The sequence below is a fragment of the Pelomonas parva genome (genome assembly GCF_043555835.1).
GTDB classification, from domain to species: Bacteria; Pseudomonadota; Gammaproteobacteria; order Burkholderiales; family Burkholderiaceae_C; genus Pelomonas; species Pelomonas parva.
The window spans coordinates 170,322-192,298 of record NZ_JBIGHV010000006.1; the positions used below are offsets into that span (position 1 = coordinate 170,322).

A 21,977-nucleotide genomic window follows, 5' to 3' on the forward strand; every position below is an offset into this window, starting at 1 on the left:
TCAAGCCAAGGACCCTGACGCCATGAAGCGCCGCGATTTTTCTGCCCTCGTCGCCACTGCACCCATCCTGGGCGCCACCGGCTCCGCCCTCGCCCAGGGCGGCCCCGTCGAGGGCCGCCACTACAACGTGCTGCCGCAGACGCTGCCCACGCCACCCGGCAAGATCGAGATCGTCGAGTTCTTCTGGTATGGCTGCCCGCACTGCTATGCCTTCGAGTCGCTGGTGGAAAGCTGGGCCAAGCGGCTGCCGGCCGACGTGAACTTCCGCAAGGTGCACGTGGCCTTCCGCGCCAACGTCAAGATCCACCAGCGCATGTTCTATGCGCTGGAGTCCCTGGGCCAGGAAGCCCAGACCCGCCCGGCCATCTTCGCCGCCATGCACCAGCAGGGGCTGGCGCTGGACGACGCCAAGAGCCAGGCCAAGTTCCTCGCCAACCTGGGCGTGGACGCGACCAAGTACCAGAACGCCTACAACTCCTTCGGCGTGCAGACCAAGTGCACCCAGGCCGAGAAGCTGTCCGAGGCCTACCGCATCGACGGTGTGCCCGCGCTTGGCGTCGGTGGCCGCTTCCTGACCTCGCCCAGCATGGCCGGCGCGGGCCAGCGCCTGCCCGAGCACGAGCTGGGCCAACGCGCGCTGCAGTACACCGACTTCCTGATCCAGCGCGTGCGCCGCAAGGCCTGACGCTGAATCCCGCAGAAGCGGCAAAGTTTCCTGACTGACTTGCCGCGCCGGAAAGGCTGCGGACGTTGGCAGGCCCATAGAATGGCCTGCAACTTCCGTGCCGCCATGCCCCAGCGTCTGCCCCTCCTGCTCGCCATCGCCCTCGCCGCCGCGCCCGCGCTGGCGGAGAAGGCCGACCGCTTGAAGCCGTTTGTGTTCTCGTCGGACAAGCCCGGCAAGATCGACAACGTCAACCAGCGGCTGGAGCTGGTGGGCAACGTCATCATCACCAAGGGCAGCCTGCTGCTGCGCGCCGAGAAGGTCGACGTGCGCGAGACCAGTGACGGCTACGTGCAGGCCTATGCCAACGGCGCGACCGGCCAGCCGGTCAGCTTCCGCCAGAACCGCGACGTGCCGGGCGAGGCCGTCGAGGGCGTGGCCGACCAGCTGGAATACGACACCCGCACCGAGACGGTCCGCTTCATCGGCAATGCCCGCGTGCGCAGCACCAAGGGCACCAGCGTCGAGACCGAGGTGACGGGCGCCATCATCATCTACAACAGCCGCACCGAGGTGCTGTCCTTCGAAGGCGGCGCCGCCTCGCCCAACCCGAATGGCCGCCACCGCATCGTCATGATGCCCCGTGCCGAGCCGGCCGACGATGCCGCCTCGGCGCCGCCCGCTGCGCTGCCGTTGAAGCCGTCCACGACGCTGCAGCCGGGCAAGCCGTCGTGATGGGCGACGTGTCCGCCACCCCCGCCTGCGGCAGCCGCCTCGAAGCCGAGGGTCTGGCCAAGACGTATGGCGTGCGCAAGGTCGTCAAGAACGTGCATGTGCGCGTCGACTGCGGCCAGGTCATCGGCCTGCTGGGCCCCAACGGCGCCGGCAAGACGACCAGCTTCTACATGATCGTGGGCCTGGTCCGCTCGGACGCCGGCGTCATCCGCATTGACGGCGCCGAGGTGCAGCGCCTGCCCATCCATGCACGCGCCCGGCTGGGCCTGAGCTATCTGCCGCAGGAGGCCTCGATCTTCCGCAAGCTCACCGTGGCGCAGAACATCCGCGCGGTGCTGGAGCTGCAGGTGGACGAGCGCGGCAAGTCGCTGAGCAAGGCGCGCATCGACGAGCTGCTCAACGGCCTGCTGCACGACCTGTCCATCGACGGACTGCGCGACAGCCCGGCGCCGGCGCTGTCCGGCGGCGAGCGCCGCCGCGTCGAGATCGCCCGGGCGCTGGCGACGCAGCCGCGCTTCATCCTGCTGGACGAGCCGTTTGCCGGCGTCGACCCCATCGCGGTGCTGGAGATCCAGCGCATCATCGGTTTCCTGAAGGGCCGCGGCATCGGCGTGCTGATCACGGACCACAACGTCCGCGAGACGCTGGGCATCTGCGACCGCGCCTACATCATCAGCGAGGGCGCCGTGCTCGCCGAAGGCACGCCCGACGAGATCGTGGCCAACGCCGACGTGCGCAAGGTCTATCTCGGCGAAAACTTTCGTATGTAACCGGCGCAATGAAGCAAACGCTCCAAGTCCGCCTCAGTCAGCACCTTGCGCTGACACCCCAGCTGCAGCAATCCATCCGGCTGCTGCAGCTGTCCACGCTGGAGCTGAACCAGGAAGTCGAGCAGATGCTCGCCACCAACCCGCTGCTGGAGACCGAGGAAGAATTCACCGTCAGCACGCCGGAGCTGGCCGCCAATGCGCCGGCCGAGTCATCTGGCGAGACGGCCAGCGGCGAGGCCGAGACCAGCGAGACGCCCGAGCTGCAGGCCGAGGACTTTGGCGGCACCGAGCGCGAGGACTGGGAGAACGGTACCGAACGGGACGACTTCGACGGCATCCGCGAGCTGCCCAGCAGCAGCCCCGGCAGCAATGACGACGACGGCGAGCGCGAGAGCCAGGAGTCCGCCGAGATCACGCTGGCCGCCCACCTCGCCGAGCAGCTCGCCGGCCTCAGCCTGTCGCCCGGGGACCGCATCGCCGTGCAGGTGCTCATCGAGTCGCTGAACGAGGACGGTTACCTGGAGGACACGATCGACGAGATCGCCGCCGCGCTGGCGCCGGCCGACGATGCGGAGGCCGTCGAGGAACTGCTGGACCACCTGCGCATCGCGCTGCGCCTGCTGCAAAGCCTGGACCCGGCCGGCATCGGCGCGCGCGACCTGTCCGAATGCCTGGTGCTGCAGTTGCGTGCTAGCCCCAAGTGCCCGGCCCAGGTCGTCGCGCTGAAGATCTGCAAGAGCCACCTCGAACTGCTGGCGCGCCGCGACATGCGCCGGCTGATGGCCGAGACGGGCGCCGACGAGGCAACGCTGCGCGAGGCCCAGGGGCTGATCACGCAGCTGGAGCCCAAGCCCGGCCGCCGCTTCGGCCAGGGCGCGTCTGCGGCCATCGTGCCCGACGTCATCGTGCGCAAGGTGGGCCGCGAGTTCCGCGTCATGCTCAACCCCGAGGTGGCGCCCAAGCTGCGCATCAACGAGCTGTACGCCAACGCACTGCGCGCCACGCGCGGCGGCATCAGCAACTCGCCGCTGGGCGGCCAGCTGCAGGAGGCGCGCTGGTTCATCAAGAACATCCAGCAGCGCTTCGACACCATCCTGCGCGTCAGCCAGGCCATCGTCGAGCGCCAGCGCGGCTTCTTCACGCATGGTGAGCTGGCCATGAAGCCGCTGGTGCTGCGCGAGATCGCCGACGAGCTGGGCCTGCACGAGTCCACCATCTCGCGCGTGACGACCGCCAAGTACATGGCCACGAGCTGGGGCACCTTCGAGCTGAAGTATTTCTTCGGTTCGGGGCTGAGCACCGAGGCCGGCGGCGAGGCGTCCAGCACGGCGGTGCGGGCGCTGATCAAGCAGTTCGTCGCCGCCGAGGACATCAAGAAGCCGCTGTCCGACAGCGCTTTGGCGGCCATGCTCGATGAGCAGGGCATCCAGTGCGCGCGGCGCACGGTGGCCAAGTACCGCGAGGCGATGAAGATCGCGCCGGCGAACCTGCGCAAGGCGCTGTAATCGGGAAACGACATGTCCATCCGCCTTGCGTCCACCCTCGCCCTCGCCATCCTCACCACGGCCGCCCAGGCGCAGAACATCGCCGGTGACCTGAAGGCCTGCCGCCAGCTGGCCGACGCGGCGCGCCGCCTGGCCTGCTATGACGCCGTGGCCCTGCCGACAGCACCCGCCGTTGTCGCACCCGCTGCCGCGCCAGCGGCCGTGGTGGACCCGGCGGCGAAGTTCGGCCAGGAAAGCGTCAGGACGCCGGCCGCCGCAGCGGAGCTGAAACGCATCGAAAGCCGCATCCGGGGCCGCTTCCAGGGCTGGGGGCCCAACAAGCGCATCGAGCTGGAGAACGGGCAGGTCTGGCGCATCGCCGACGACAGCGAGGCGCTGTATGACCTGCAAGACCCCAAGGCCATCGTGCACCGAGGCGTGCTGGGCGCGTACTTCCTGGAGATCGAAGGCGTGCCCTTCCAGGCGCGGGTGGTCAGGGCGCGCTAGCTGCCTTGCGCCACTCGCGTGGCGACTGCCCGGTGTGCGTGCGGAACGCCCGCGACAGGGCCGCCTCGCCGCCATAGCCCACATCGGCCGCCAGGTGCTTGAGCGCGCGGCCCTCGCGCAGCCCTTTCTGCACGAGGCCGATGCGCCAGCGCTGCAGGTAGGCGCCGGGCGTGCAGCCCACCACGTCGCGGAAGGTGTTGGCGAACACCGTGCGTGACATGACGGCCGCATCCGCCAGCGCCTCCAGCGGCCAGTCGCGCTGCGGTGCGTCGTGCATGGCCACCAGCGCGCCGCGCAGGCGTGGGTGCGCCAGCCCGGCCAGCATGCCCGACTCGACCCGGCCCTGGCTCATCAGCTCGCGCAGCACCCAGATGAGCAACACCTCGAACAAGCGGTTCAGCATCAACTGCCGGCCGCAGTGCGTGGCTTCGGCCTCGGCGAACAACAGCGTCAGCACCGGCTCGCAGCTGGGCAGGCCGGCCAGGGGCAGGCAGACCCAGTCGGGTAGCGCGACCGCGATGGGGTGACCGGCGCCGCCATCGAAGCCCATGTGGGCGCACAGGAACTGCGCGCCGCAGCTGGGGTCGGTGACGAAACGGTGGGCGAGCGGCCGCGGATAGAGCAACAGGCTGGGCTCGTCGATGCGCAGCGGCGCAGCCGTACCGTGATGGACTTCCACGCCCCCCTCGCGCACGAGGTGCAGCTGGCCGCGCCCGGCCTGGGGCTCCAGGCTGTTGACGCCACACAGCGGGCCCGACTGGAAGGTCTCGGCCCGGACGGCGAAGTGAGTGAACAAGGCAGCGAGTCGGTCGGCCATGCTTGTACGAAATGCAAAGATAACCGCACTATAAGGCATCAACAGTACGGACGTCCCCGGCAAAGTTCGTCCTGTCGAGAGACACATCCACCGCCCCTTCACCACCGTCTACGCAGGAGCCCGCCATGACCCGTCAATCCAGCTTCAACCGCGCCGTCTTCCAACTGCTGTTCGGCGCCGCCATCGCGGCTGCCGGCCCGGTGCATGCCGCGTCGTTCGTGACCGACCCCGAATCCGGCGTCAGCGTCAGCACGCAGTCGACCGTGTCGCGGGCCGAAGTGCTGGCCGACCTGAGGATCTACCAGGAGTCCGGCCTGGCGGCCGCCGAGCGTGCCAGCGCTGAAACCGGCCAGGACACGCCCGCCCTGCAACTGGCCCGTCAACGCTATGCCGCCCTGCGCCAAGGCGAGCGCTATGCCGCCCTGGTGGCCGAGTACGCCGCCCGCCGCGGCGAGGCGGCCCGCGTCGCCACCAAGGCCTGAGCCCCCCTTCTTCTGTCCCCTACCCCAACCTTTGTCGGAGATTTGCCATGAACGCCATCACCCGCCTCGCCCTTGCCGCCACCCTCGCCACCGGCGGCCTTGCCGTCCAGACCACCGCCGCAGCCGCACCGGCCACCCAGGCCCGCACCGCCGCCACCAGCCCGTTTGTCGCCGCCGCTGACGGCACACCGCTGTACGTGAAGGACTGGGGGCCCAAGGACGGTCCGGTCGTCGTCTTCAGCCATGGCTGGCCGCTGAGCTCGGACAGCTGGGAGTCGCAGATGCAGTTCCTGGCCGAGCACGGCTTTCGCGTCATCGCCCACGACCGCCGCGGCCACGGCCGCTCGGGCCAGCCCTGGACCGGCAACAACATGAACCAGTACGCCGACGACCTGGACGCCGTGCTGCGCGCCAAGGGCGTGAAGGGCGCGACGCTGGTGGGCTTCTCCACCGGCGGCGGCGAGGTGGCCCGCTACGTGGGCCGCCACGGCACCGCGCGCGTCGCCAAGGTGGTCTTCGTGGGCGCCATCACGCCCATGATGGGCCAGGCGCCCACCCATCCGGAAGGCGTGCCCACCGCCGTGTTCGACAGCCTGCGCAAGGCCTCGCTGGACAACCGGGCCCAGCTCTACAAGGACATCGCCAGCGGCCCATTCTTCGGCTTCAACCGCCCGGGTGCTGCGGTGTCATCGGGCCTGGTGGACAGCTTCTTCGCGCAAGGCATGCAGGCCGGGTCCAAGGCCACGTACGACAGCATCGACGCGTTCTTCAACTCCGACTTCCGCGATGACTTGAAGAAGGTCAACGTGCCGGCGCTCGTCATCCACGGCGCGGACGACCAGATCGTGCCCATCGAGACCACGGGCCGCGCGACGGCCAGGCTGGTCAAGGGCGCCCGCCTGATCGAGTACGCCGGCGGCCCGCACGGCATCACCGACACGCACAAGGCCCGCTTGAACCAGGACTTGCTGGACTTCGTCCGCCAGTGATGCTGCCCGGCCATCCGGCCCTCGGCCGGATGGCTTCAGTCCTTAGACTTGCCCGTCTCCGGCGCCAGCGGCTCGAACACGAAGCGCATGCCGCGCGTGTAGCTCTCCGCCTTGGTGCCCGCGTGGCGCTCGCCGTCGATGGTGCGGTTCTGCCAGACCAGCTCCGGATGCTTCAGCTCCGGCAGCAGCGCCTGGTAGCGCTTGATGCCGGCCAGGAAGGCGGGCCACTCGGCCTCGGCACCCGTCACGTACAGCCGCGCCTTGATGGGCTTGCCCGAGGCGGCATAGGCCTTGGCCTGGCCGATGATCCAGTCACCGCCCACGACGATGGCCGGGCTGGCGGCGATGTAGCCCTGGAAGAGTTGCGGCTTGGTGTACATCGCGTGCAGCGTGAACAGGCCGCCGAGCGAGCTGCCGGCGAGGAAGCGCTGCGCCGGGTCGGCGCGGTACTCGCGCTCCAGCAGCGGGAAGATGTCCTTCTCCAGCGAGGCGATGAACTTGTCGGCGTTGCCGGTGGTCGTGGCCAGCGGGTTCTGGCGAATCGGCAACAGCTCCCAGTTGCGCATGGCGCCGTAGTCGAGGTTGTCGCCCGCATAGCCCAGGCCCACGGTGATGAACTCCGGCACGACCTTGTCGTAGGCCAGGTTGTTGTAGGAACTGACGATGGTCGCGAAGTCCCAGTAGCCATCGGTCACGTAGAGCACCGGGTAGCGCCGCTTGGGCTCCTTGGCGAAGGAGGCCGGCAGGTGGATGTGCAGCTGATACGTGCGGCCATCAGCGTTCTTGGGCAGCGCGCGCAGCAGCGTGTTGGGAATGGTGTGCGGCGGGTAGGCAGGCGCCGGGTCGGCAGCCTGCGCCTGCAGCGCGCTGAACAGCAAGGCCAGGGTCAGGACGAATCGCTTCATGGCTTGTCTCGAATTTTGGGATAACGCTGTCCAGTTTAGGCGCGGCGACAATCGCGCCGTGAGCCTGCCCAACAAACTCTCCCTGTTCGTTTCCTGCGCCGGTGGCGTCGAACCCCTGCTGGAGGAGGAGCTGAAACGCTTCCTGCCCCCCGGCGTGCGCAGCAAGGTGGAGCCGCTGCGCGGCGGCTGCGGCCTGGTCGGCGGCCTGGAAGACGTGATGCGCATCAACCTCGAAAGCCGCCTCGCACAGCGCGTGCTCATCGAGCTGATCGAAGGCCCCTACCGCCACGAGGAAGACCTCTACACGCTGGCCCGCCGCGTCGAATGGCGCGACTGGATCACGCCGCGCGAGACCATCCGCGTCGACACCATCGCCCAGCGCTCGCCGCTGAAGAGCCTGAACTTCACGACGCTGCGCATCAAGGACGCGATCTGCGACCAGCTGCGCGAGCACACCGGCGAGCGCCCCAGCGTGGACACGCATTCGCCCGACCTGCCCGTGCTGCTGCACGTCGGCCCCGAGCGCGCGGCGATCTATGTCGACACCTCCGGCGAGCCGCTGTTCAAGCGCGGCTGGCGCGTCGACAAGGGCGATGCACCGCTGAAGGAGACGCTGGCCGCCGCCATGCTGGCCGCCGCCGGCTGGCGCGGTGACAGCGCGCTGCACGACCCCTGCTGCGGCTCCGGCACCATCCCCATCGAGGCCGCGCTGATCGCCTGCGACTCGGCACCCGGCCTGCTGCGCCGCTTCGCGTTCGAGCGCCAGATCCCGTTCTCCACCCCGGCCTTGAAGGCTGCGTGGGGCGAGATGGCGCAAGCTGCCCGCGCCCGCGTGCACGCACCCAAGGTGCCCATCTACGCCAGCGACGTGGCCTTCCGCATGGTCGATTTCGCGCGCCGCAACGCCGAGCGCGCCGGCGTGGCCCAGTACATCCAGTTCAACGGTGGCGACGCGCTGGAGCGGCCGGCGCCGCAACTGCCCGAGGGCATGGCCGGCAGCATCGTCATGAACCCGCCCTACGGCGAGCGCATCGAGGTGCGTGGCAAGGCGGCGATGTCCCGCGACGCGCGCGGCTCCGAGGAGCTGGATGCGGGCGACGACTTCTTCCCGCGCCTGGCGTCGCACTGGAAGCGCCAGTACACCGAAAACCCCGCCGGCTGGACGGCCTGGATGCTCAGCCCCGACATGAAGCTGCCGAGCAAGATGCGGCTGAAGGAAGCCCGCCGCGTGCCGATGTGGAACGGCCCCATCGAATGCCGGCTGTTCCGCTTCGACCTCATCAAGGGCTCGGCGCGCAAGCCGGCCGGGGACGCTCAGGCCGACGACGCGCGCGCCTGACGCAGGCCCAACCAGGCCAGCGCCAGCGCGCACAGGCCGATGGGCACCAGGCTGGCCAGGTTCATCCACTGCCAGCCCCCCGTCGTCACCAGCGCACCGGAAGAGAACGACGTCAGCGTCATCACCGTGTAGACACCGGTGTCCATCAGGCCCTGCGCGCGCGTCTTCTCCTCGGGCCGATAGGCCTGCGTGAACAGCGTCGTGCCGCCGATGTAAAGGAAGTTCCAGCCGATGCCCAGCAGCACCAGGGCGCCGAGGAAATGGTCCAGGTCCTGGCCGCTGAGCGCGAAGGCAACGCAGCCGGCGTTGAGCGCCACGCCCATCCACATGACAGGCAACACGCCGATGCGCTTGATCAGCGGCCCGGTGAAGAAGCTCGGCACGAACATGCCCAGCACATGCCACTGCAGCACCCAGCCGGCGTCGCTGAAGGGCAGGCCGCACTGGCCCATCGCGATGGGCGTGGCGGCCATCAGCAGGCTCATGACGCCGTAACCGAGCGCACTCGCCGCCATCGCGACGATGAAGACCGGCTGGCGCAGCAGCTCCGCGCCCGGCCGGCCGCCGGCGCCGGGCGCGGGCCGGGCCAGCGGCGGGAAGTCGATCCACGAGATCAGCACCAGGCCCACCGCGGCCACGCCGATCAGCAGCAGGTAGGCACCGGCAAATGGTGCCGTCAACAGGTACTGGCTTTCGCGCGCCAGCAGCGGGCCGATGAAGGCGCCCAGGCAGCCGCCGCCCAGCACCCAGGAGATCGCGGCCTCGCGCTTGTCGGGCGCGACGATTTCGGTCGCCGCGAAGCGATACAGCGCTGCGTTGGCGCTGTAGTAGCCGCCCACCAGCGTGGCCGCGACGACACCCCAGAACTGCTGCTGCACGACGCTCCACAGCGCCAGCGCCGAGCTGACGATGGCGACCAACAGGCCGATCTGGAAGCCGCGCCGCCGGCCGAAGCGCAGCTGGTGCCGGCCCACCAGGCGCGCCGTCAGCGCGCCGCCGGCCACGTAGGCGCAGATGGGCAGCGTCGCCATCCAGGCCTCGGGCGCCAGCGCCAGGCCGACGAGGCCGTTGATGGCGATAAGGCAGATGTTGTTGGTGAGGAAAAGGCCCTGCGCCAGCACGAGCAGCGCGAGCCTCCCGTTCATGACAAGGCCAGCCAGGAAAGGACGGCCAGCGGCGCCGTGTCGGCGCGCAGGATGCGGGGGCCGAGCGAGATCGCGGCGAAGCCACGGGCGCGGGCAGCATCTTCCTCGGCGTCGCTGAGGCCGCCTTCGGGGCCGCTCAGGAAAAGCGCCCGCTGCTGCGGGAACGCCGCCAACGGCGCGGCGGCGCGCGGGCTCAGCAGACCGCGCCATTCGTCGTCTGTAGGCGCAGCCAACGCCGCCAGCCACGCAGCCAGTGACAAGACGGGGTCGATGCGTGTCGGCACCGTGCGCCCGCTCTGCTCGGCAGCCGCGATGGCCACGCCTTGCCAGTGCGCGCGCTTCTTGTCGGCCCGCTCGCCCGAGAGGCGCAGCACCGAGCGCTCGCCCACGAGCGGCTGCAGTGCGGAAGCACCCAGCTCCGTGGCCTTCTCGACGAGGAAGTCCATGCGGTCATTGGCCGGCATGACGACGGCCAGCGTTACCGCACGAGCAAGCTCGCGCTGCGGCTGCTCGGCGGCGAGCAGGTTCACCCGCACCTCGCTGCGCCCCATCGCCGTGACCTCGGCCCGCCATTCCGGCCCGCTGCCGTCGAACAGCGTCAGCGAATCACCTGGCTGAAGCCGTAGCACCTGCACATGGCGTGCAGCACCCGCCGGCAAAACAAGTTCGCCGGCCTCAACGAGCGGGGTATCAACAAAGAATCGAGGCAAGGCCGTAGTGCCTTTTTCGGGCCGAGCGCCGGGCCGCTCCCAAGCCGGCCCGTCTGGCGATGTGCGAGCGGGGCACGCCCCGCGAGCATCGCCGTCCCCTCGGGGGGACCGGTCAGGCTTGCACGCGTTCAGCGGCAAGCCTGAACGAGGGGCTCATTTAGCTGCGATTTGCGCGTCCAGCTCCTTGCAGGACGGCGAGCACACCGGCTGCGACTTGCCGAGCAGTTTCTTGGACTTCAGCATCGCACGGGGGCGATGCTTGCCGCACAGGAAGCAGGACATGGTTGCGGCGCCGAAGGAGGAGGTGGCCGCGAAGGGCGAACCGGGAGCCTTGGAGCGATAGCGCAGACCATCTGCTTCGATGGTGGTCTTGGTGGTTTCTTTGGCCACGCTGGTCCTGTCGAAGAGTGTAGAGAAGTGGCGCGCACGGGAGCGCGCAGAAGCTGCATTTTCCACCATGCGCGGCGTGCCCGGGCTAGGGCTTTCAACACCCCTTGAAATTCGCTCGCCTTTTGGCCGCCCAGGCGGCCTGGCCTTCGACGAGATCGGCCGAGTCGCGGGCCTTCAAGATGTCGGCCGCGAGCCGCTTTTCATCGAGCCGGCCGGCGGCGATGGCGTTCAGATGCTGCTTCATCGGTAGCAGGCCCAGCGGCGCCATGCCCAGCAGTTCGGCCGTCAGCACTGCGAGCGCCGCATCGAGCGCGTCGGCGTCGGGCAGCAGCTGGTCCAGGCCACCACAGCCCAGCAGCGCCGGCGCATCCAGCGTGCGGCCCGCGAGCAGCACCTGTTTGGCCGCCGCCAGGCCCAGGCGGTCGACGAAGCGGCGCAGGCCACCCGCATAGAAGTGCAGGCCGATGCGCGCCGCCGGCACGAACATCTCGACAGCCGGCGTGCCGAGGCGGAAGTCGCAGGCCAGCGCCAGGTCGGCCGCGCCGCCGTAGACGCCGCCATGCAGCCGCGCCACCGTGATGGGCCGCGCCGCCTCCAACGCATCGGCCAGTTCGCCGAAGCGCGCGCCGGCGTCGATGGCGCCCAGCGCGCCAAGGTCGAAGCCGCTGCAGAAATAGCGACCTTCGCCGGCCAGCACCAGTACACGCACAGCGACGTTCGCATCGACCTCGGCAAGCATGTCCTGCAGCGCGGCGAGGTCGTCGCTGGACAGCCGGTTGGCCTGGCGCGGCCGGCGCAGCGTGATGCGTGCCACGCCGTCGGCAATCGCCATCAGCGGCGCCTGGCCGCTCATGCCCGCCGCCGCGCGGCGCGGTCGCGCCAGGCGTAGCCGTCGTTCAGCCGCGCGAAGCTGGCGCTGCGCTCGGCCTCGGCCAGCTCACGCAGCGCCTGCGCCTGGGCAGGGCGCAGCCGCGCGTCCTGGTGCCGCACGAGGTCGGCCAGCAGCGCCCAGTCCACCTCCAGCGTCGCCGGCCACAGCGAGGCGCCGGGCGGCAGCGAAGGCAGCAGCTGGTGCAGCGCGCCGAAAGCCGTCTCGGCGCTGACCAGCATCGCCAGCTCGGGCCAGCGGCCCAGCAGCGGCAGGTCCAGTCCCTGCGGCGGCCACAGCGCGCACAGCCACTGCGGCGCATGGTTCTCGACCTGCGGGCCGCGCGGCGTCTGCACGACCTCGCTGCTGGCACCGCGCACGCGGCGCGCCAGCGCCGTCCACGCACCGGGATGCCAGCGCTCGAGCACGCGGGCATCGGCGCGCGAACGCGTGGCGGGCAGGTTCAGCGGCGGGATGTCGTTGACGGGCGGCAGCGGCGCCACGGTCGGCAGGTCGACGTCCTGCACGTCGCCCATCGCATAGCCGCGCGCCTGCAGCCGAGCCTTCTTGGCCTCGTCGATGGCCGCGCGGCCGCTGTCCAGCAGCCGGCCCAGGTCCAGGTCCACCGACGCCGGCGCAGGCGGGCGCCAGCCGTCGAGGACGCGGGCGGGATCGAAGTCGTCGGTGTCGGCCATGTCGGTACGCGCCGATTGTGACGACGTAAGCTCGCGCCTCACGTCGCCACAAAACACGTCATGCCGATGCTCGAACGTCGCCGCCTGCTGGGCCTGGCCCTTGCCACCCTGCCCTTCATCAATGCCTGCACGGCAACGCCGCCGGCGCCGGCCGCCCCGCCGAAGGTGCCCAAGCTGCTCGTCCTCGTCGTCGTCGACGGCCTGCCCATGCGGCAGGTCAGCGCCTACCGCGACCAGCTCGCACCCGACGGCTTCGCGCGCTTCCTGGACCGCGGCCGCTGGTTCGCCGAGGCGCACTACGGCCACGGCCACACGGTCACGGCGGCTGGCCACGCGGTGATGCTCAGCGGCGCCCACCCGCAGCGCAGCGGCATCATCAGCAACGAGTGGCGCGACCCGGTCACCTTCCAGCCGGTCTACAACACCGGCGACACGGCGCACACCTACCTCGACAACCCCACGGCACCGCTGGCCGGCACCAGCCCGCGCAGCCTGAAGGTGGAGACGCTGGGCGACGTGCTGCGCACGCGCTCGCCCGAGTCGCGGGTCATCGGCATCTCGGGCAAGGACCGCGGCGCCATCCTGCCGGCAGGCCACAAGGGCACCGCCTACATGTACATGGGCGAGACCGGGCAGTTCTCGTCCAGCACCTACTACATGGCCGCGCTGCCGGCCTGGGTGAAGGACTTCAATGCGGCCAAGCCCGCCGATGCCTTCTTCAAGAAGACCTGGGCGCCGCTGCTTCCCGAGCCTGCTTATGCCAGGTCGGTACCCGACGGCCAGTCCTGGCAGGTCGCCAGCAGCAACGGCAACCGCCTGCCCGCCGTCATCGGCGACAAGATGGAGGCGCCCGGCGCGCGCTTCTACGGCAACCTGCTGTCATCGCCCTTCGGCGACGAGCTGACGCTGGCCTTCGCCCGCGCCGCCGTCCGCAATGAGAAGCTGGGGCAGCGCGGCGTGCAGGACATCCTGTCTGTCAGCCTGTCCAGCCACGACTACGTCAACCACGCGTTCGGCCCCGAGTCGCGCCTCTCGCACGACCACACGCTGCACCTGGACCGCCATCTGCAGGCCTTCTTCCAGTTCCTCGACCAGGAAGTGGGTGCCGGCAACTACGTGCTCGCGCTGACGGCCGACCACGGCTTCTCCGACACGCCCGAGTGGGCCGCCACGCAGGGCCGCGACGCCGGCCGCTTCGGCTCGTCGCCGTCGCTAGCCATCATCAACACCGGGCTGGCCGCCAAGTTCGGTGTCGACCGGCTGGCGCGCGACTTCTCCGCCGCCGGCCTGCTGCTGGACGAGAAGCTCGCCGCCACACGCGGCCTCAACTTCGCTGACGTGCAGGCCGCCGCCCGCGAGGAACTGCTGAAGCTGCCGGCCGTCGAAGCCGTCTTCACCCGCGAGCAGCTGCTGGGCAGCGACACGGCCACGCCCTACCTGGACGCGATGCGCAAGTCCTTCGACCCCACGCGCGCCGCGCAGCTGCAGATCGTGTTGAAGGCGAACTGGATCCACAGCTACCGCCCCGGCGGCAGTACCCACGGCAGCCCGCACCGCTACGACACGCACGTGCCGCTGCTGTTCTGGGGCCCGAGCTACGTCGGCCGGGGCGAGGAGCAGGCCCGCGTCGAGGTCGCCGACCTGGCGCCCACGCTGGCCGCCATCGCGGGCCTGCCCGCGCCGGCGCAGTCCCAGGGGCGCGACCTCAGGCTCTCAGCAGCAGCTCGGTAGCCGACTCGCCCCACTGCGCCTCGGTCAGGCTGAGCCCGCCCAGCCGCTCGACCAGCGCCGCCGCCTGGGCCGGTCCGGTGGACGGCAGCATCAACAGCAGCCGGCCGTCCTCCAGCCGCGCGCAGCCATCCTCGCTGCGGATGCGCGCCAACAGCGCGTCAGCTGCGGCGCCCGGCGCGGTCGTGGCCACGCACAGCGGCCAGGCGCGTGCGTCGCTGAGCAGCGATTGCAGCAGCTCCAGCCCGGCCTGGGCCGACAGCAACTGGCCGGCCGGCGGGCGCGGGCGGGCCAGCGCGCTGATGTCCACACCCGTGCAGGCTCGCCCGCCGCCAGGCAGGGGCTGCTCCACCCACCACAGCCGCCGGCCGTCGCGCCAGGACTCCTCGCGGCCGCCGGGTGCGGCCAGCGCGCGGCCCACGGGCGCCTCCGCCGGCCCGATACCGGCTGCCAGCGCCGCCTCGCCGATCTCGTCCCGCGTGGGATGGTCGTCCTCGGCCAGCGCCCAGGCACGGCGAAAGGCCGCATTGGCCTGCAGCAGCCGGCCATCGGCGTCGAAAAGGGCCAGCAGCAGCGGGCCGTCGGCCTGCGCCTGCCACCAGAGATCACTCGCATTCACGCGGGCGATTGGAACCCAGCGCCTCAACGGCGGTGCACTTCGCCCGAACCGCTGACGCTTTGGCGCAACTGCGGCCGGCCGGCGTAGCTGACGTCGCCCGACCCGCTGAGCTGCACGTCCAGCTGCTCGGTGACCCCCACCGCCACGTCGCCCGAGCCGTGCAGCTCGACGCGTGCCGCGCGGCCGGCCAGCGCGCGCGCGTCCACGTCGCCGGAGCCGTGCACCTTCCACTGCTGCTGCTCGGCGCGGCCGGCCACCCGCACGTCACCCGAGCCGCTAATGCTGACGGCCAGCTCCCGCAGCTCGACAAGGCCGAGCTGCACGTCGCCTGAACCAACGATGCTCAGGCTGAACTGCTCGGCCTTGAAGCCCTCGACCGTCAGGTCGCCGGAGCCCTGGATGGCCACGGCCTGCAAGGCGCGCGCATCGATGCGCACGGTGGGCGGCAGCCGCGTCGTGAAGCCGGCCTCGCGCCTCATGCGCACGACGAGGGCGTCGCCCTCCACCACCGTCTCGATCAGCGGCTCGATGTTGTCGTCGGCGACGACGACGGCCTGGTCGCTGCCGGACTGCACCAGGCTGACATCGAAGGGGCCGTCGATGCGCAGCTTCGTGAAGGCGGCCAGCGCCCGCGTCTTCTCGACCTTGACACCGGAGCCCCTGATGCGGCTCTTGCCGCTGCCATACTCGATCGGGCCGCTGAAGCTGGCCGTCCAGCCGTTGGGCTCCTTCTTGATGCGCAGCCGCCAGTCGTCGTCACCCGCCGCCGCGCCGGTGGCGAAGGCAGCCGTCAGGGTCAGCAGGGCAAGTCGGCGTTTCATCTGGAGGCTCCAAGTTCGGCAATGGGCGCCAGTGTGGCCAGGCGGCACGTGCATTGCCTGCTGCAGGCGACGGACTGCAGACCCGCGGCGCTGGGCCGTAGGATGCGCCGACCAGCAGGAGACCGGCATGAAATGGGAAGGCCAGCGGGAAAGCGAAAACGTCGAGGACGCACGCGGCGGCGGCAGGCGGCGCGGCATCGGCCTGCCCACGGGACGCGGCGGCCTGGGGCTGGGCGGCATCGTCATCGCGCTGCTGGCAGCCTGGGTGCTGGGCATCAACCCGCTGACGCTGCTGGGCGCGCTGGATGGCGGCGCGCCGCCCGCCGCGCAACAGGCGCCGGCCGGGGACTCACAGGCGCAGGACCCGGCCTACCGCTTCGTCAAGGTCGTGCTGGCCGACACCGAGGACGTCTGGACCGCCTACTTCCAGCGCAGCGGCCAGGCCTACGAGATGCCGCGCCTGCGCGTCTTCCGCGGCAGCGAGCCCACCGCCTGCGGCACCGGCGAGGCGGCCATGGGCCCGTTCTACTGCCCGGCCGACCGCAAGGTCTACATCGACCTGGGCTTCTTCGACACGCTGCGCGAGCGCCTGGGCGCGCCGGGCGACTTCGCCCAGGCCTATGTCATCGCCCACGAGGTGGGCCACCACATGCAGAACCTGATGGGCACGACCGAGAAGCTGGACCGCGCCCGCGGCCGCGTCTCCGAGCGCGAGATGAACGCGCTGAGCGTCAAGCTGGAGCTGCAGGCCGACTGCTTTGCCGGCGTCTGGGCCAAGCTGTCGCAGCGCGGCAAGGGCTGGCTGGAGGCGGGCGACATCGAGGAGGGGCTGAACGCCGCCGCGCAGATCGGCGACGACACGCTGCAAAAGCGCGGCAGCGGCACCGTCGTGCCCGAGAGCTTCACGCACGGCAGCAGCGAGCAGCGGGTGCGCTGGCTCAAGCGCGGGCTGGAGGCGGGCGACCTGAAGGCGTGTGACAGCTTTTCGTCAGGCGCCCTCTGACCCCGTAAAAAAGCCCCTAAAACCGTCCACCCAATCAAGGGGGCGCCGGATGGCGCTCGCAAGGGTTTGTGTGAAACACTTCCGTTCAATTCGCCGAGCCCTCAACTAGCATCGGCGTCATCCCAGAACAGAGCAAAACGGCTCCACAAGGCCCACTGTCATGAGCGAACACACCTCCCGCGCCCCACAGCAGATGCCTGAAGCGCAGCCTGCGGCTGTCGCGTCTGGTGTGTCCAAGGCCCGCCGCAACCTGCTGCGCGCCAGCATGATCGGTGGGCCGACGCTGATCGCGTTGAAGCCGGCCTCCGTCATTGCCTGTTCCTGCAAGCTGCCGTCAGGCTTCACCGTGTCCGGCAACGCCAGCCGTGGCCCCAAGAACTGCGCCGACCCGTCGGAAGTTGCGAGCGTCTGGAAACCGCGCACCACCAAGACTGCCAACGGCAAGGATGCTTACGGCAACACCATCTACGAACACCGTTACAGGACCAAGAATGGCCAGGTGCTGACGATTCACAGTGGCAAGTTGCTGTCGGACCTGGGTATCACCCGCGGCAGCTACAGCGGCACCACGGTGGGCGCATGGATGAACACTGGGGACACGTCAGACACAGGCCTGTTCATGGCCTGCTACGTGACGGCTTGGGCTCACAGCAACGGCAGCAACTTCCCCACGAAGAATACGCTGCGCGACATGTGGAATGCCGCCGTGGCGACCACCGCCGGCTACACGGTGCCCAACCAGACGCAGAAGTGGGACAAGGCTCAGGTCATCGGCTATCTGAGGTTCCTGACGAGCCAGGCGCCTGCCTGAGTCGATGTCGGCGGGTAGTACCGCGCAAGCCGGTTGGGTTGCCAGTTCGTCTTCTCTCGGCCTGTTGTCCAGGGACTTCCCGGACGGCACGATCTGTTTTGACCCGGTAACCGCAGAGACCAGGCTTCTATCTCCGCTGACCCGCTTCCTGCTTGAACTGCTCGCCCAGGCAAGCCCGCAAAGCCTAACCTCGGCCTGCCTTGTGGAGCAAGTATTGGCCGTGGAGGAGCCAGGCACCGACCCGCGAGCCGCCGCCAAACTGGTCGATGCGGCGGTGGCCGAACTGGTCAACACGGGTTTGATCCACCCTAGTGAGGCCGTTTGAACAAGGTTAAAGACCTTGAACGCCCGGCATTTCAGGCCCTGCTCGCAGGCCCGGGGCTGCGGCTGGTGACCGGCCCGTTCAACTGTTCGCTGCGCACCGATGTCGCTGACATCGCCGCCGAGCTCGCCACACTTTACGGCGAGCATGAACTGGTGCCCGAGGGTGCCATGGTCGATTTCTATGTGCAGGTCACAGCCACGCCGGGGCTGCGCCGCTGGCTGCGGCCCCAGGTGCAGTTCTTCGCCGATGGCGTCACGCCCTTCACGCCCCTGCCGAGTGCACAGGCACTGCCGATGCTGGAGTGGGGTCTGAACTGGTGTGTCACGGCCTACAGCCATCACCTGCTTGTTCTGCACGCGGCCTGCGTAGCGCGGGACGACCTTGCCGTGATCCTGCCTGCGCCTCCCGGCTCGGGCAAGAGCACGCTATGTGCCGCCCTGGTCAATCGCGGCTGGCGGCTGCTGAGCGATGAGCTGACGCTGGTGGACTTCAACGCCGGCCGCGTCTGGGGCCTGGCCCGGCCGGTCAATTTGAAGAACGCATCCATCGACGTCATCAAGCGCTTTGCGCCCGACGCGTTTCTGACGCGGCCGGTGCACGACACCGCCAAGGGCACGGTCGCGCTGATGGCACCGCCGACCGCCAGCGTGCAGGCCGGCAGCAGGCCGGCACGGCCGTGCTGGATGGTGCTGCCGAAGTACGAGGCCGGCGCAGCGGCGACACTTGAACCTATGCCCCGCGGCCAAGCCTTCTTGCAGATCGCCGACAACGCGATGAACTACGCCGTCCTCGGCCGCCAGGGCTTCGAGACGGTGGGCGAGCTGACCGCGCGTTGCGAGCATTTCAGCTTCCGCTACGGCAATCTCGAAGAGGCCATGCAGGTTTTCGACGGCCTGGCCCGCAGCCACCCATGACGCCGTCACTGCTGACGAGCGTGTTGCGCGATGCGGGCACGGCGCGGGGCCTGTCGCTGCCGCAGTGGGATGTGCTGGTCCGCCAGGCCCGGCATGCCAACCTGCTCGGGCGCCTGCACCACCATCTCACCACGGCCGGCGTCGACATGCCTGGACGGCCGGCGAATCACCTGCAATCAGCGGCAGCGATGGCGGACCGCCAGCATCTGTCGGTCCGCTACGAAGTCAGAACCCTGCTCACCGTGCTGCAACCCTTGCAGGTGCCGTTGGTCCTGCTGAAGGGCGCCGCCTATGTGATGGCCGGCCTGCCCGCCGCCAGGGGTCGGGTGTTCTCGGACGTGGACATTCTGCTTCCGCGCCAGGTGCTGGAAGAGGCCGAGTCGCTGCTGGCACTGAACGGTTGGAGCGGCGACACGCAAGACGCCTACGACCAGCGCTACTACCGCCGCTGGATGCATGAATTGCCACCGCTGATGCACCTCTTCCGAGGCACGGCGCTGGACATGCATCACACCATCCTGCCGCCCACCAGCCGCAGCCACGTGGATGCGGCCGCTCTGCTGCGCGACAGCCTGGAGCTGCCGGGCTTTCCAGGCATCCACGTGCTTGCTCCGGTCGACATGGTGTTGCACAGCGCCGCCCATCTCTTCCATGAGGGCGAGCCGGACAACCTGCTGCGCGACCTGAGCGACCTGGACCTGCTGATGCGGCATTTCTCGACTCAGCCTGGTTTCTGGCATCACCTGCTGGCGCGCGCGCAGGACCATGGGCTTGAACAGCCGCTGCGCCTCGCCCTGCGCTACTGCAGGCAGGAGCTTCTGACGCCGATTCCTGACGAGATGCTGAGGCAGAGCGGCGCCGGCCGCTCCGCGACCTGGCGTGAGCGCGCGCTGGACTTCATCTACGCCCGCGTACTGCGTCCCATGCACGCCAGCGCCGCCGATGCCTGGACAGCCTGGTGCTGCCGCGCCCTCTACGTTCGCTCACACTGGCTGCGCATGCCGCTGCCGCTGCTGGCCTACCATCTGCTGCACAAGGCGCTGCGGCGCCCGCAGACCCGGCCCCTGGACGACAACCGCTGATGGACCGCCCCAAGCCCTTTTCCATGATCTACGAGTTCCACCTCGCCGACTGGTTCATGCTGGGAGCGCGTGCGCCGGCATAGGCGCGCTGCTCGCAGTGTCCCGCTCGCTGGCGGAGAGCCGGGTCAGTATCCAGAGGCCTCAGGCTGGCCGGCGGGACAGCCAGCCGAGCGGGGAATCCTGCAGCGTGCGGCCGGATTGCGACTCAAGCATGTCGCTGGGCGGCTGGCTGCGGTATTCGCTGATGCCACCACCGTCCAGACAGGCATCAAGGCCGAAGGCCGTGCCGAGGTCGGCGGGGTCCGGTTCGCTGCGAACGGCAGCGTCACGGCGGAAAAAACGCAGCGCTGGAACGAATCGCATGACAAACCTCGCTGGGTGTTGCCGACAGACGCGTCGGCTCAGTGAAGTCAGTGTGCGGGATTCGTGTGACAACGGAACACCGCAACTGTCAGTAAATATTGCCTCTGCTGTGATTACCACACGTTCAGGGTGGGTCGACAGGCCAATAGGCATCGGCTCTGTCGCGGATTTGCATCACGACTCGCGTGCACCAAGCGCCTGCCGTGCGCCGGCGGCCAGTGCCTGGCCGATCTGGTCCAGCAAGGCGCCTCGCCCCTGCAACTGCCACTGGTGCCAGAACAGCGCCACATCGACACCGACATCGGGCCTCAGCACGACCAACTTGCCCGCGTCGACGAAGGGCCGGACCTGGATGTCGGGTGCCACACCCACGCCCCAGCCCATCAGCGCGGCGTTCACATAGGCCTCGCTGGACGGCACGAAGCGTTCGCGCAGGCGCGGCGCGCGCACGCCGAAGGCCTGGGTCACCCATTGCACCTGGCTGTCGTCCTTGCGGTTGAAGACGAGGAAGGGGGTGTCGGCAAAGTTGCCGGCGTGCAGGCCGTCGGGCAGTTGCGTGGCAAGGAAGCCGGGACTGGCGACCGCCACGTAGCGCATGACGCCGAGCGGCTGCACGCGGCAACCCTGCAGCGCCTCGGCCACCGTCGTCACACAGCCCAGCACGGCGCCCTGACGCAGGCTGTCATGGGTGAAGTCCTGGTCATCGACGACCAGTTCCAGCCCGTAGCCTTCGCGCAACCCCTGCTGGACGAGCGCATCCAGCGCCGGCAGCACCCAGGTGGCGAGGCTGTCGGCGTTGACGGCGATGGCCAGGCGCGACTGCGGCGCGACGCGCTCGCCGAGTTCGCGGGCCACGTCCACGCGCAGCGCCTGCAACTGGCGGGCAAAGCGCAGCAGCACCTTGCCAGCCTCGGTCAGCCGCAGCGGCCGGGAGCGCACGACGAGGGGCTGGCCCACCTGCGCTTCCAGCGTCCGCAGCCGCTGCGAGACGGCGCTCTGGGTGATGGACAGCCGCTGGGCGGCGCGCTCGAAGCTCTGCTCGTCGGCCAGGGCGGCCAGGCAGTGCAGCGCGGCGGGGTCGAACTCATTCATAAGACTTGCTAATGTATTGCGATCAATATGAATGTCGCTTCATGAAAAGACGGCCGCTGATGAGAATCGCCGGATGCCCGCCGCCGACCTCGCCACCAGCACCACGCCCGCCGTCTTCGCGCAGGGCTGGGCCATGGGCGCAGGCCTGATCCTGGCCATCGGCGCGCAGAACGCGCTGGTGCTGCGCCAGGGCCTGAAGCGCGAGCATGTCGGCGCCGTCGTCGCCGTCTGCACGTTGTCGGACTGGCTGCTGATCGCGCTGGGCGTCTTCGGCCTGGGCGCGCTGATCCAGGGCAGCCCGCTGTTGCTGGAGGTCTTCCGCTTCGGCGGCGCGGCCTTCCTGCTCGGCTATGCGGTGTTGGCGGCGCGGCGCGCCTGGCAGCCGGCGGCGGGCCTGCAGGCGACGGGCGCTGCGAGCAGCCTGGGCGCGACGCTGTCGACCGCCTTCGCCCTCACCTACCTGAACCCTCATGTCTACCTGGACACCGTCGTGCTGCTCGGCGGCCTGGGCGCGCGCCAGCCGCCGGACCTGCGCGCGGCCTTCGCGGCCGGGGCGGCCGTCGCGTCGGCGATGTGGTTTGCGCTGCTGGGCTTCGGTGCGGCGGCCGCAGCGCCCCGGCTGCAAAGCGCCCACACCTGGCGTGTCGTCGATGGCCTGGTCGCTTTGCTGATGACCGGCCTCGGTTTACAACTGCTCCTGCAACCGCTCTAGGCGCCCC

Annotated in this window: 26 protein-coding genes; 15 read left to right on the top strand and 11 right to left on the bottom strand. The window is 69.7% G+C overall.

The window, feature by feature from the left end:
• Positions 1–22 precede the first annotated feature (22 nt).
• The 5 genes from ACG00Y_RS17365 (at position 23) to ACG00Y_RS17385 (ending at position 4,160) form a co-directional block, all read left to right on the top strand.
• Entirely contained in the window at positions 23–685 is a 663-nt protein-coding gene (locus ACG00Y_RS17365; RefSeq protein ID WP_394480947.1) for a thiol:disulfide interchange protein DsbA/DsbL, read from the top strand.
• Between the two features lie 105 nt (positions 686–790).
• Positions 791–1,399 (top strand): lipopolysaccharide transport periplasmic protein LptA, encoded by a 609-nt coding sequence (gene lptA / locus ACG00Y_RS17370; protein WP_394480949.1) that lies wholly within the window; start codon positions 791–793, stop codon positions 1,397–1,399.
• Complete coding sequence (gene lptB / locus ACG00Y_RS17375) at positions 1,399–2,169, top strand: LPS export ABC transporter ATP-binding protein (RefSeq protein ID WP_394480951.1); 771 nt, start codon at positions 1,399–1,401, stop codon at positions 2,167–2,169. Before lptA ends, lptB begins: the two co-directional genes overlap by 1 nt.
• 8 nt (positions 2,170–2,177) lie before the next feature.
• Complete coding sequence (locus tag ACG00Y_RS17380; RefSeq protein ID WP_394480953.1) at positions 2,178–3,674, top strand: RNA polymerase factor sigma-54; 1,497 nt, start codon at positions 2,178–2,180, stop codon at positions 3,672–3,674.
• A gap of 12 nt (positions 3,675–3,686) precedes the next feature.
• Positions 3,687–4,160 carry a hypothetical protein gene (locus ACG00Y_RS17385; RefSeq protein WP_394480955.1) on the top strand — a complete coding sequence of 158 codons (474 nt, stop codon included), beginning with the start codon at positions 3,687–3,689 and terminating at the stop codon, positions 4,158–4,160.
• Here ACG00Y_RS17385 and ACG00Y_RS17390 read toward each other — a convergent pair.
• On the bottom strand, positions 4,147–4,977 hold the full coding sequence (locus ACG00Y_RS17390) for an AraC family transcriptional regulator (RefSeq protein ID WP_394480957.1): 831 nt from the start codon (positions 4,975–4,977) through the stop codon (positions 4,147–4,149). The genes ACG00Y_RS17385 and ACG00Y_RS17390 overlap by 14 nt on opposite strands.
• 125 nt (positions 4,978–5,102) lie before the next feature.
• Between ACG00Y_RS17390 and ACG00Y_RS17395 the strand changes: the two genes are divergently transcribed.
• Both ACG00Y_RS17395 and ACG00Y_RS17400 read left to right on the top strand, forming a co-directional pair.
• Positions 5,103–5,459, top strand: coding sequence for a hypothetical protein (locus tag ACG00Y_RS17395; RefSeq protein WP_394480959.1), 357 nt, complete (start codon positions 5,103–5,105; stop codon positions 5,457–5,459).
• Between the two features lie 47 nt (positions 5,460–5,506).
• Positions 5,507–6,448, top strand: a complete 942-nt coding sequence (locus tag ACG00Y_RS17400) for an alpha/beta fold hydrolase (protein WP_394480961.1) — start codon at positions 5,507–5,509, stop codon at positions 6,446–6,448.
• 35 nt (positions 6,449–6,483) lie between these two features.
• Here the strand turns inward: ACG00Y_RS17400 and ACG00Y_RS17405 are convergent, their stop codons facing one another.
• Positions 6,484–7,353, bottom strand: coding sequence for an alpha/beta hydrolase (locus ACG00Y_RS17405; protein ID WP_394480963.1), 870 nt, complete (start codon positions 7,351–7,353; stop codon positions 6,484–6,486).
• Positions 7,354–7,411: 58 nt separating this feature from the next.
• Between ACG00Y_RS17405 and ACG00Y_RS17410 the strand changes: the two genes are divergently transcribed.
• Positions 7,412–8,692, top strand: coding sequence for a THUMP domain-containing class I SAM-dependent RNA methyltransferase (locus tag ACG00Y_RS17410; protein WP_394480965.1), 1,281 nt, complete (start codon positions 7,412–7,414; stop codon positions 8,690–8,692).
• On the opposite strand, the gene ACG00Y_RS17415 is transcribed toward ACG00Y_RS17410, so the two are convergent.
• From ACG00Y_RS17415 to ACG00Y_RS17435, 5 genes are all read right to left on the bottom strand, one after another.
• Positions 8,668–9,837 (bottom strand): MFS transporter, encoded by a 1,170-nt coding sequence (locus ACG00Y_RS17415; RefSeq protein WP_394480967.1) that lies wholly within the window; start codon positions 9,835–9,837, stop codon positions 8,668–8,670. The two genes, ACG00Y_RS17410 and ACG00Y_RS17415, sit on opposite strands and share 25 nt — an antisense overlap.
• Entirely contained in the window at positions 9,834–10,547 is a 714-nt protein-coding gene (locus ACG00Y_RS17420) for a 16S rRNA (uracil(1498)-N(3))-methyltransferase (RefSeq protein WP_394480968.1), read from the bottom strand. The genes ACG00Y_RS17415 and ACG00Y_RS17420 overlap by 4 nt, the downstream gene beginning before the upstream one ends.
• Positions 10,548–10,700: 153 nt before the next feature.
• Positions 10,701–10,937: a hypothetical protein gene (locus ACG00Y_RS17425; protein WP_056266878.1), complete on the bottom strand. Its 237-nt coding sequence runs from the start codon at positions 10,935–10,937 to the stop codon at positions 10,701–10,703.
• Positions 10,938–11,031: 94 nt separating this feature from the next.
• Positions 11,032–11,790, bottom strand: a complete 759-nt coding sequence (locus ACG00Y_RS17430) for an enoyl-CoA hydratase/isomerase family protein (RefSeq protein ID WP_394480969.1) — start codon at positions 11,788–11,790, stop codon at positions 11,032–11,034.
• Positions 11,787–12,500 (bottom strand): hypothetical protein, encoded by a 714-nt coding sequence (locus ACG00Y_RS17435; RefSeq protein ID WP_394480970.1) that lies wholly within the window; start codon positions 12,498–12,500, stop codon positions 11,787–11,789. Before ACG00Y_RS17435 ends, ACG00Y_RS17430 begins: the two co-directional genes overlap by 4 nt.
• A gap of 66 nt (positions 12,501–12,566) precedes the next feature.
• Between ACG00Y_RS17435 and ACG00Y_RS17440 the strand changes: the two genes are divergently transcribed.
• Entirely contained in the window at positions 12,567–14,231 is a 1,665-nt protein-coding gene (locus ACG00Y_RS17440; protein ID WP_394480972.1) for an alkaline phosphatase family protein, read from the top strand.
• Here the strand turns inward: ACG00Y_RS17440 and ACG00Y_RS17445 are convergent.
• Positions 14,206–14,847 carry a hypothetical protein gene (locus tag ACG00Y_RS17445; protein WP_394480974.1) on the bottom strand — a complete coding sequence of 214 codons (642 nt, stop codon included), beginning with the start codon at positions 14,845–14,847 and terminating at the stop codon, positions 14,206–14,208. The two genes, ACG00Y_RS17440 and ACG00Y_RS17445, sit on opposite strands and share 26 nt — an antisense overlap.
• Before the next feature lie 23 nt (positions 14,848–14,870).
• On the bottom strand, positions 14,871–15,668 hold the full coding sequence (locus ACG00Y_RS17450) for a head GIN domain-containing protein (RefSeq protein ID WP_394480975.1): 798 nt from the start codon (positions 15,666–15,668) through the stop codon (positions 14,871–14,873).
• A gap of 127 nt (positions 15,669–15,795) precedes the next feature.
• On the opposite strand from ACG00Y_RS17450, the gene ypfJ reads away from it, so the two are divergent.
• The 5 genes from ypfJ (at position 15,796) to ACG00Y_RS17475 (ending at position 19,803) form a co-directional block, all read left to right on the top strand.
• A complete protein-coding gene (gene ypfJ / locus ACG00Y_RS17455; protein WP_394480977.1) occupies positions 15,796–16,671 on the top strand; it encodes a KPN_02809 family neutral zinc metallopeptidase in 876 nt (291 codons plus the stop codon).
• Between the two features lie 160 nt (positions 16,672–16,831).
• Positions 16,832–17,482: a hypothetical protein gene (locus ACG00Y_RS17460; RefSeq protein ID WP_394480979.1), complete on the top strand. Its 651-nt coding sequence runs from the start codon at positions 16,832–16,834 to the stop codon at positions 17,480–17,482.
• Between the two features lie 64 nt (positions 17,483–17,546).
• A complete protein-coding gene (locus tag ACG00Y_RS17465; protein WP_394480980.1) occupies positions 17,547–17,807 on the top strand; it encodes a hypothetical protein in 261 nt (86 codons plus the stop codon).
• Positions 17,804–18,721: an HprK-related kinase A gene (locus tag ACG00Y_RS17470; RefSeq protein WP_394480982.1), complete on the top strand. Its 918-nt coding sequence runs from the start codon at positions 17,804–17,806 to the stop codon at positions 18,719–18,721. The genes ACG00Y_RS17465 and ACG00Y_RS17470 overlap by 4 nt, the downstream gene beginning before the upstream one ends.
• Positions 18,718–19,803 (top strand): nucleotidyltransferase domain-containing protein, encoded by a 1,086-nt coding sequence (locus ACG00Y_RS17475; protein ID WP_394480983.1) that lies wholly within the window; start codon positions 18,718–18,720, stop codon positions 19,801–19,803. The genes ACG00Y_RS17470 and ACG00Y_RS17475 overlap by 4 nt, the downstream gene beginning before the upstream one ends.
• A 141-nt stretch (positions 19,804–19,944) precedes the next feature.
• Here the strand turns inward: ACG00Y_RS17475 and ACG00Y_RS17480 are convergent, their stop codons facing one another.
• Together ACG00Y_RS17480 and ACG00Y_RS17485 are read right to left on the bottom strand one after the other, a co-directional pair.
• Positions 19,945–20,166, bottom strand: a complete 222-nt coding sequence (locus ACG00Y_RS17480) for a hypothetical protein (RefSeq protein ID WP_394480985.1) — start codon at positions 20,164–20,166, stop codon at positions 19,945–19,947.
• Positions 20,167–20,340: 174 nt separating this feature from the next.
• On the bottom strand, positions 20,341–21,258 hold the full coding sequence (locus ACG00Y_RS17485; RefSeq protein ID WP_394480986.1) for a LysR family transcriptional regulator ArgP: 918 nt from the start codon (positions 21,256–21,258) through the stop codon (positions 20,341–20,343).
• 73 nt (positions 21,259–21,331) lie between these two features.
• Here ACG00Y_RS17485 and ACG00Y_RS17490 point away from each other — a divergent pair, with 73 nt between their 5' ends.
• Positions 21,332–21,970 carry a LysE/ArgO family amino acid transporter gene (locus ACG00Y_RS17490; RefSeq protein WP_394480988.1) on the top strand — a complete coding sequence of 213 codons (639 nt, stop codon included), beginning with the start codon at positions 21,332–21,334 and terminating at the stop codon, positions 21,968–21,970.
• Positions 21,971–21,977: the final 7 nt, after the last annotated feature.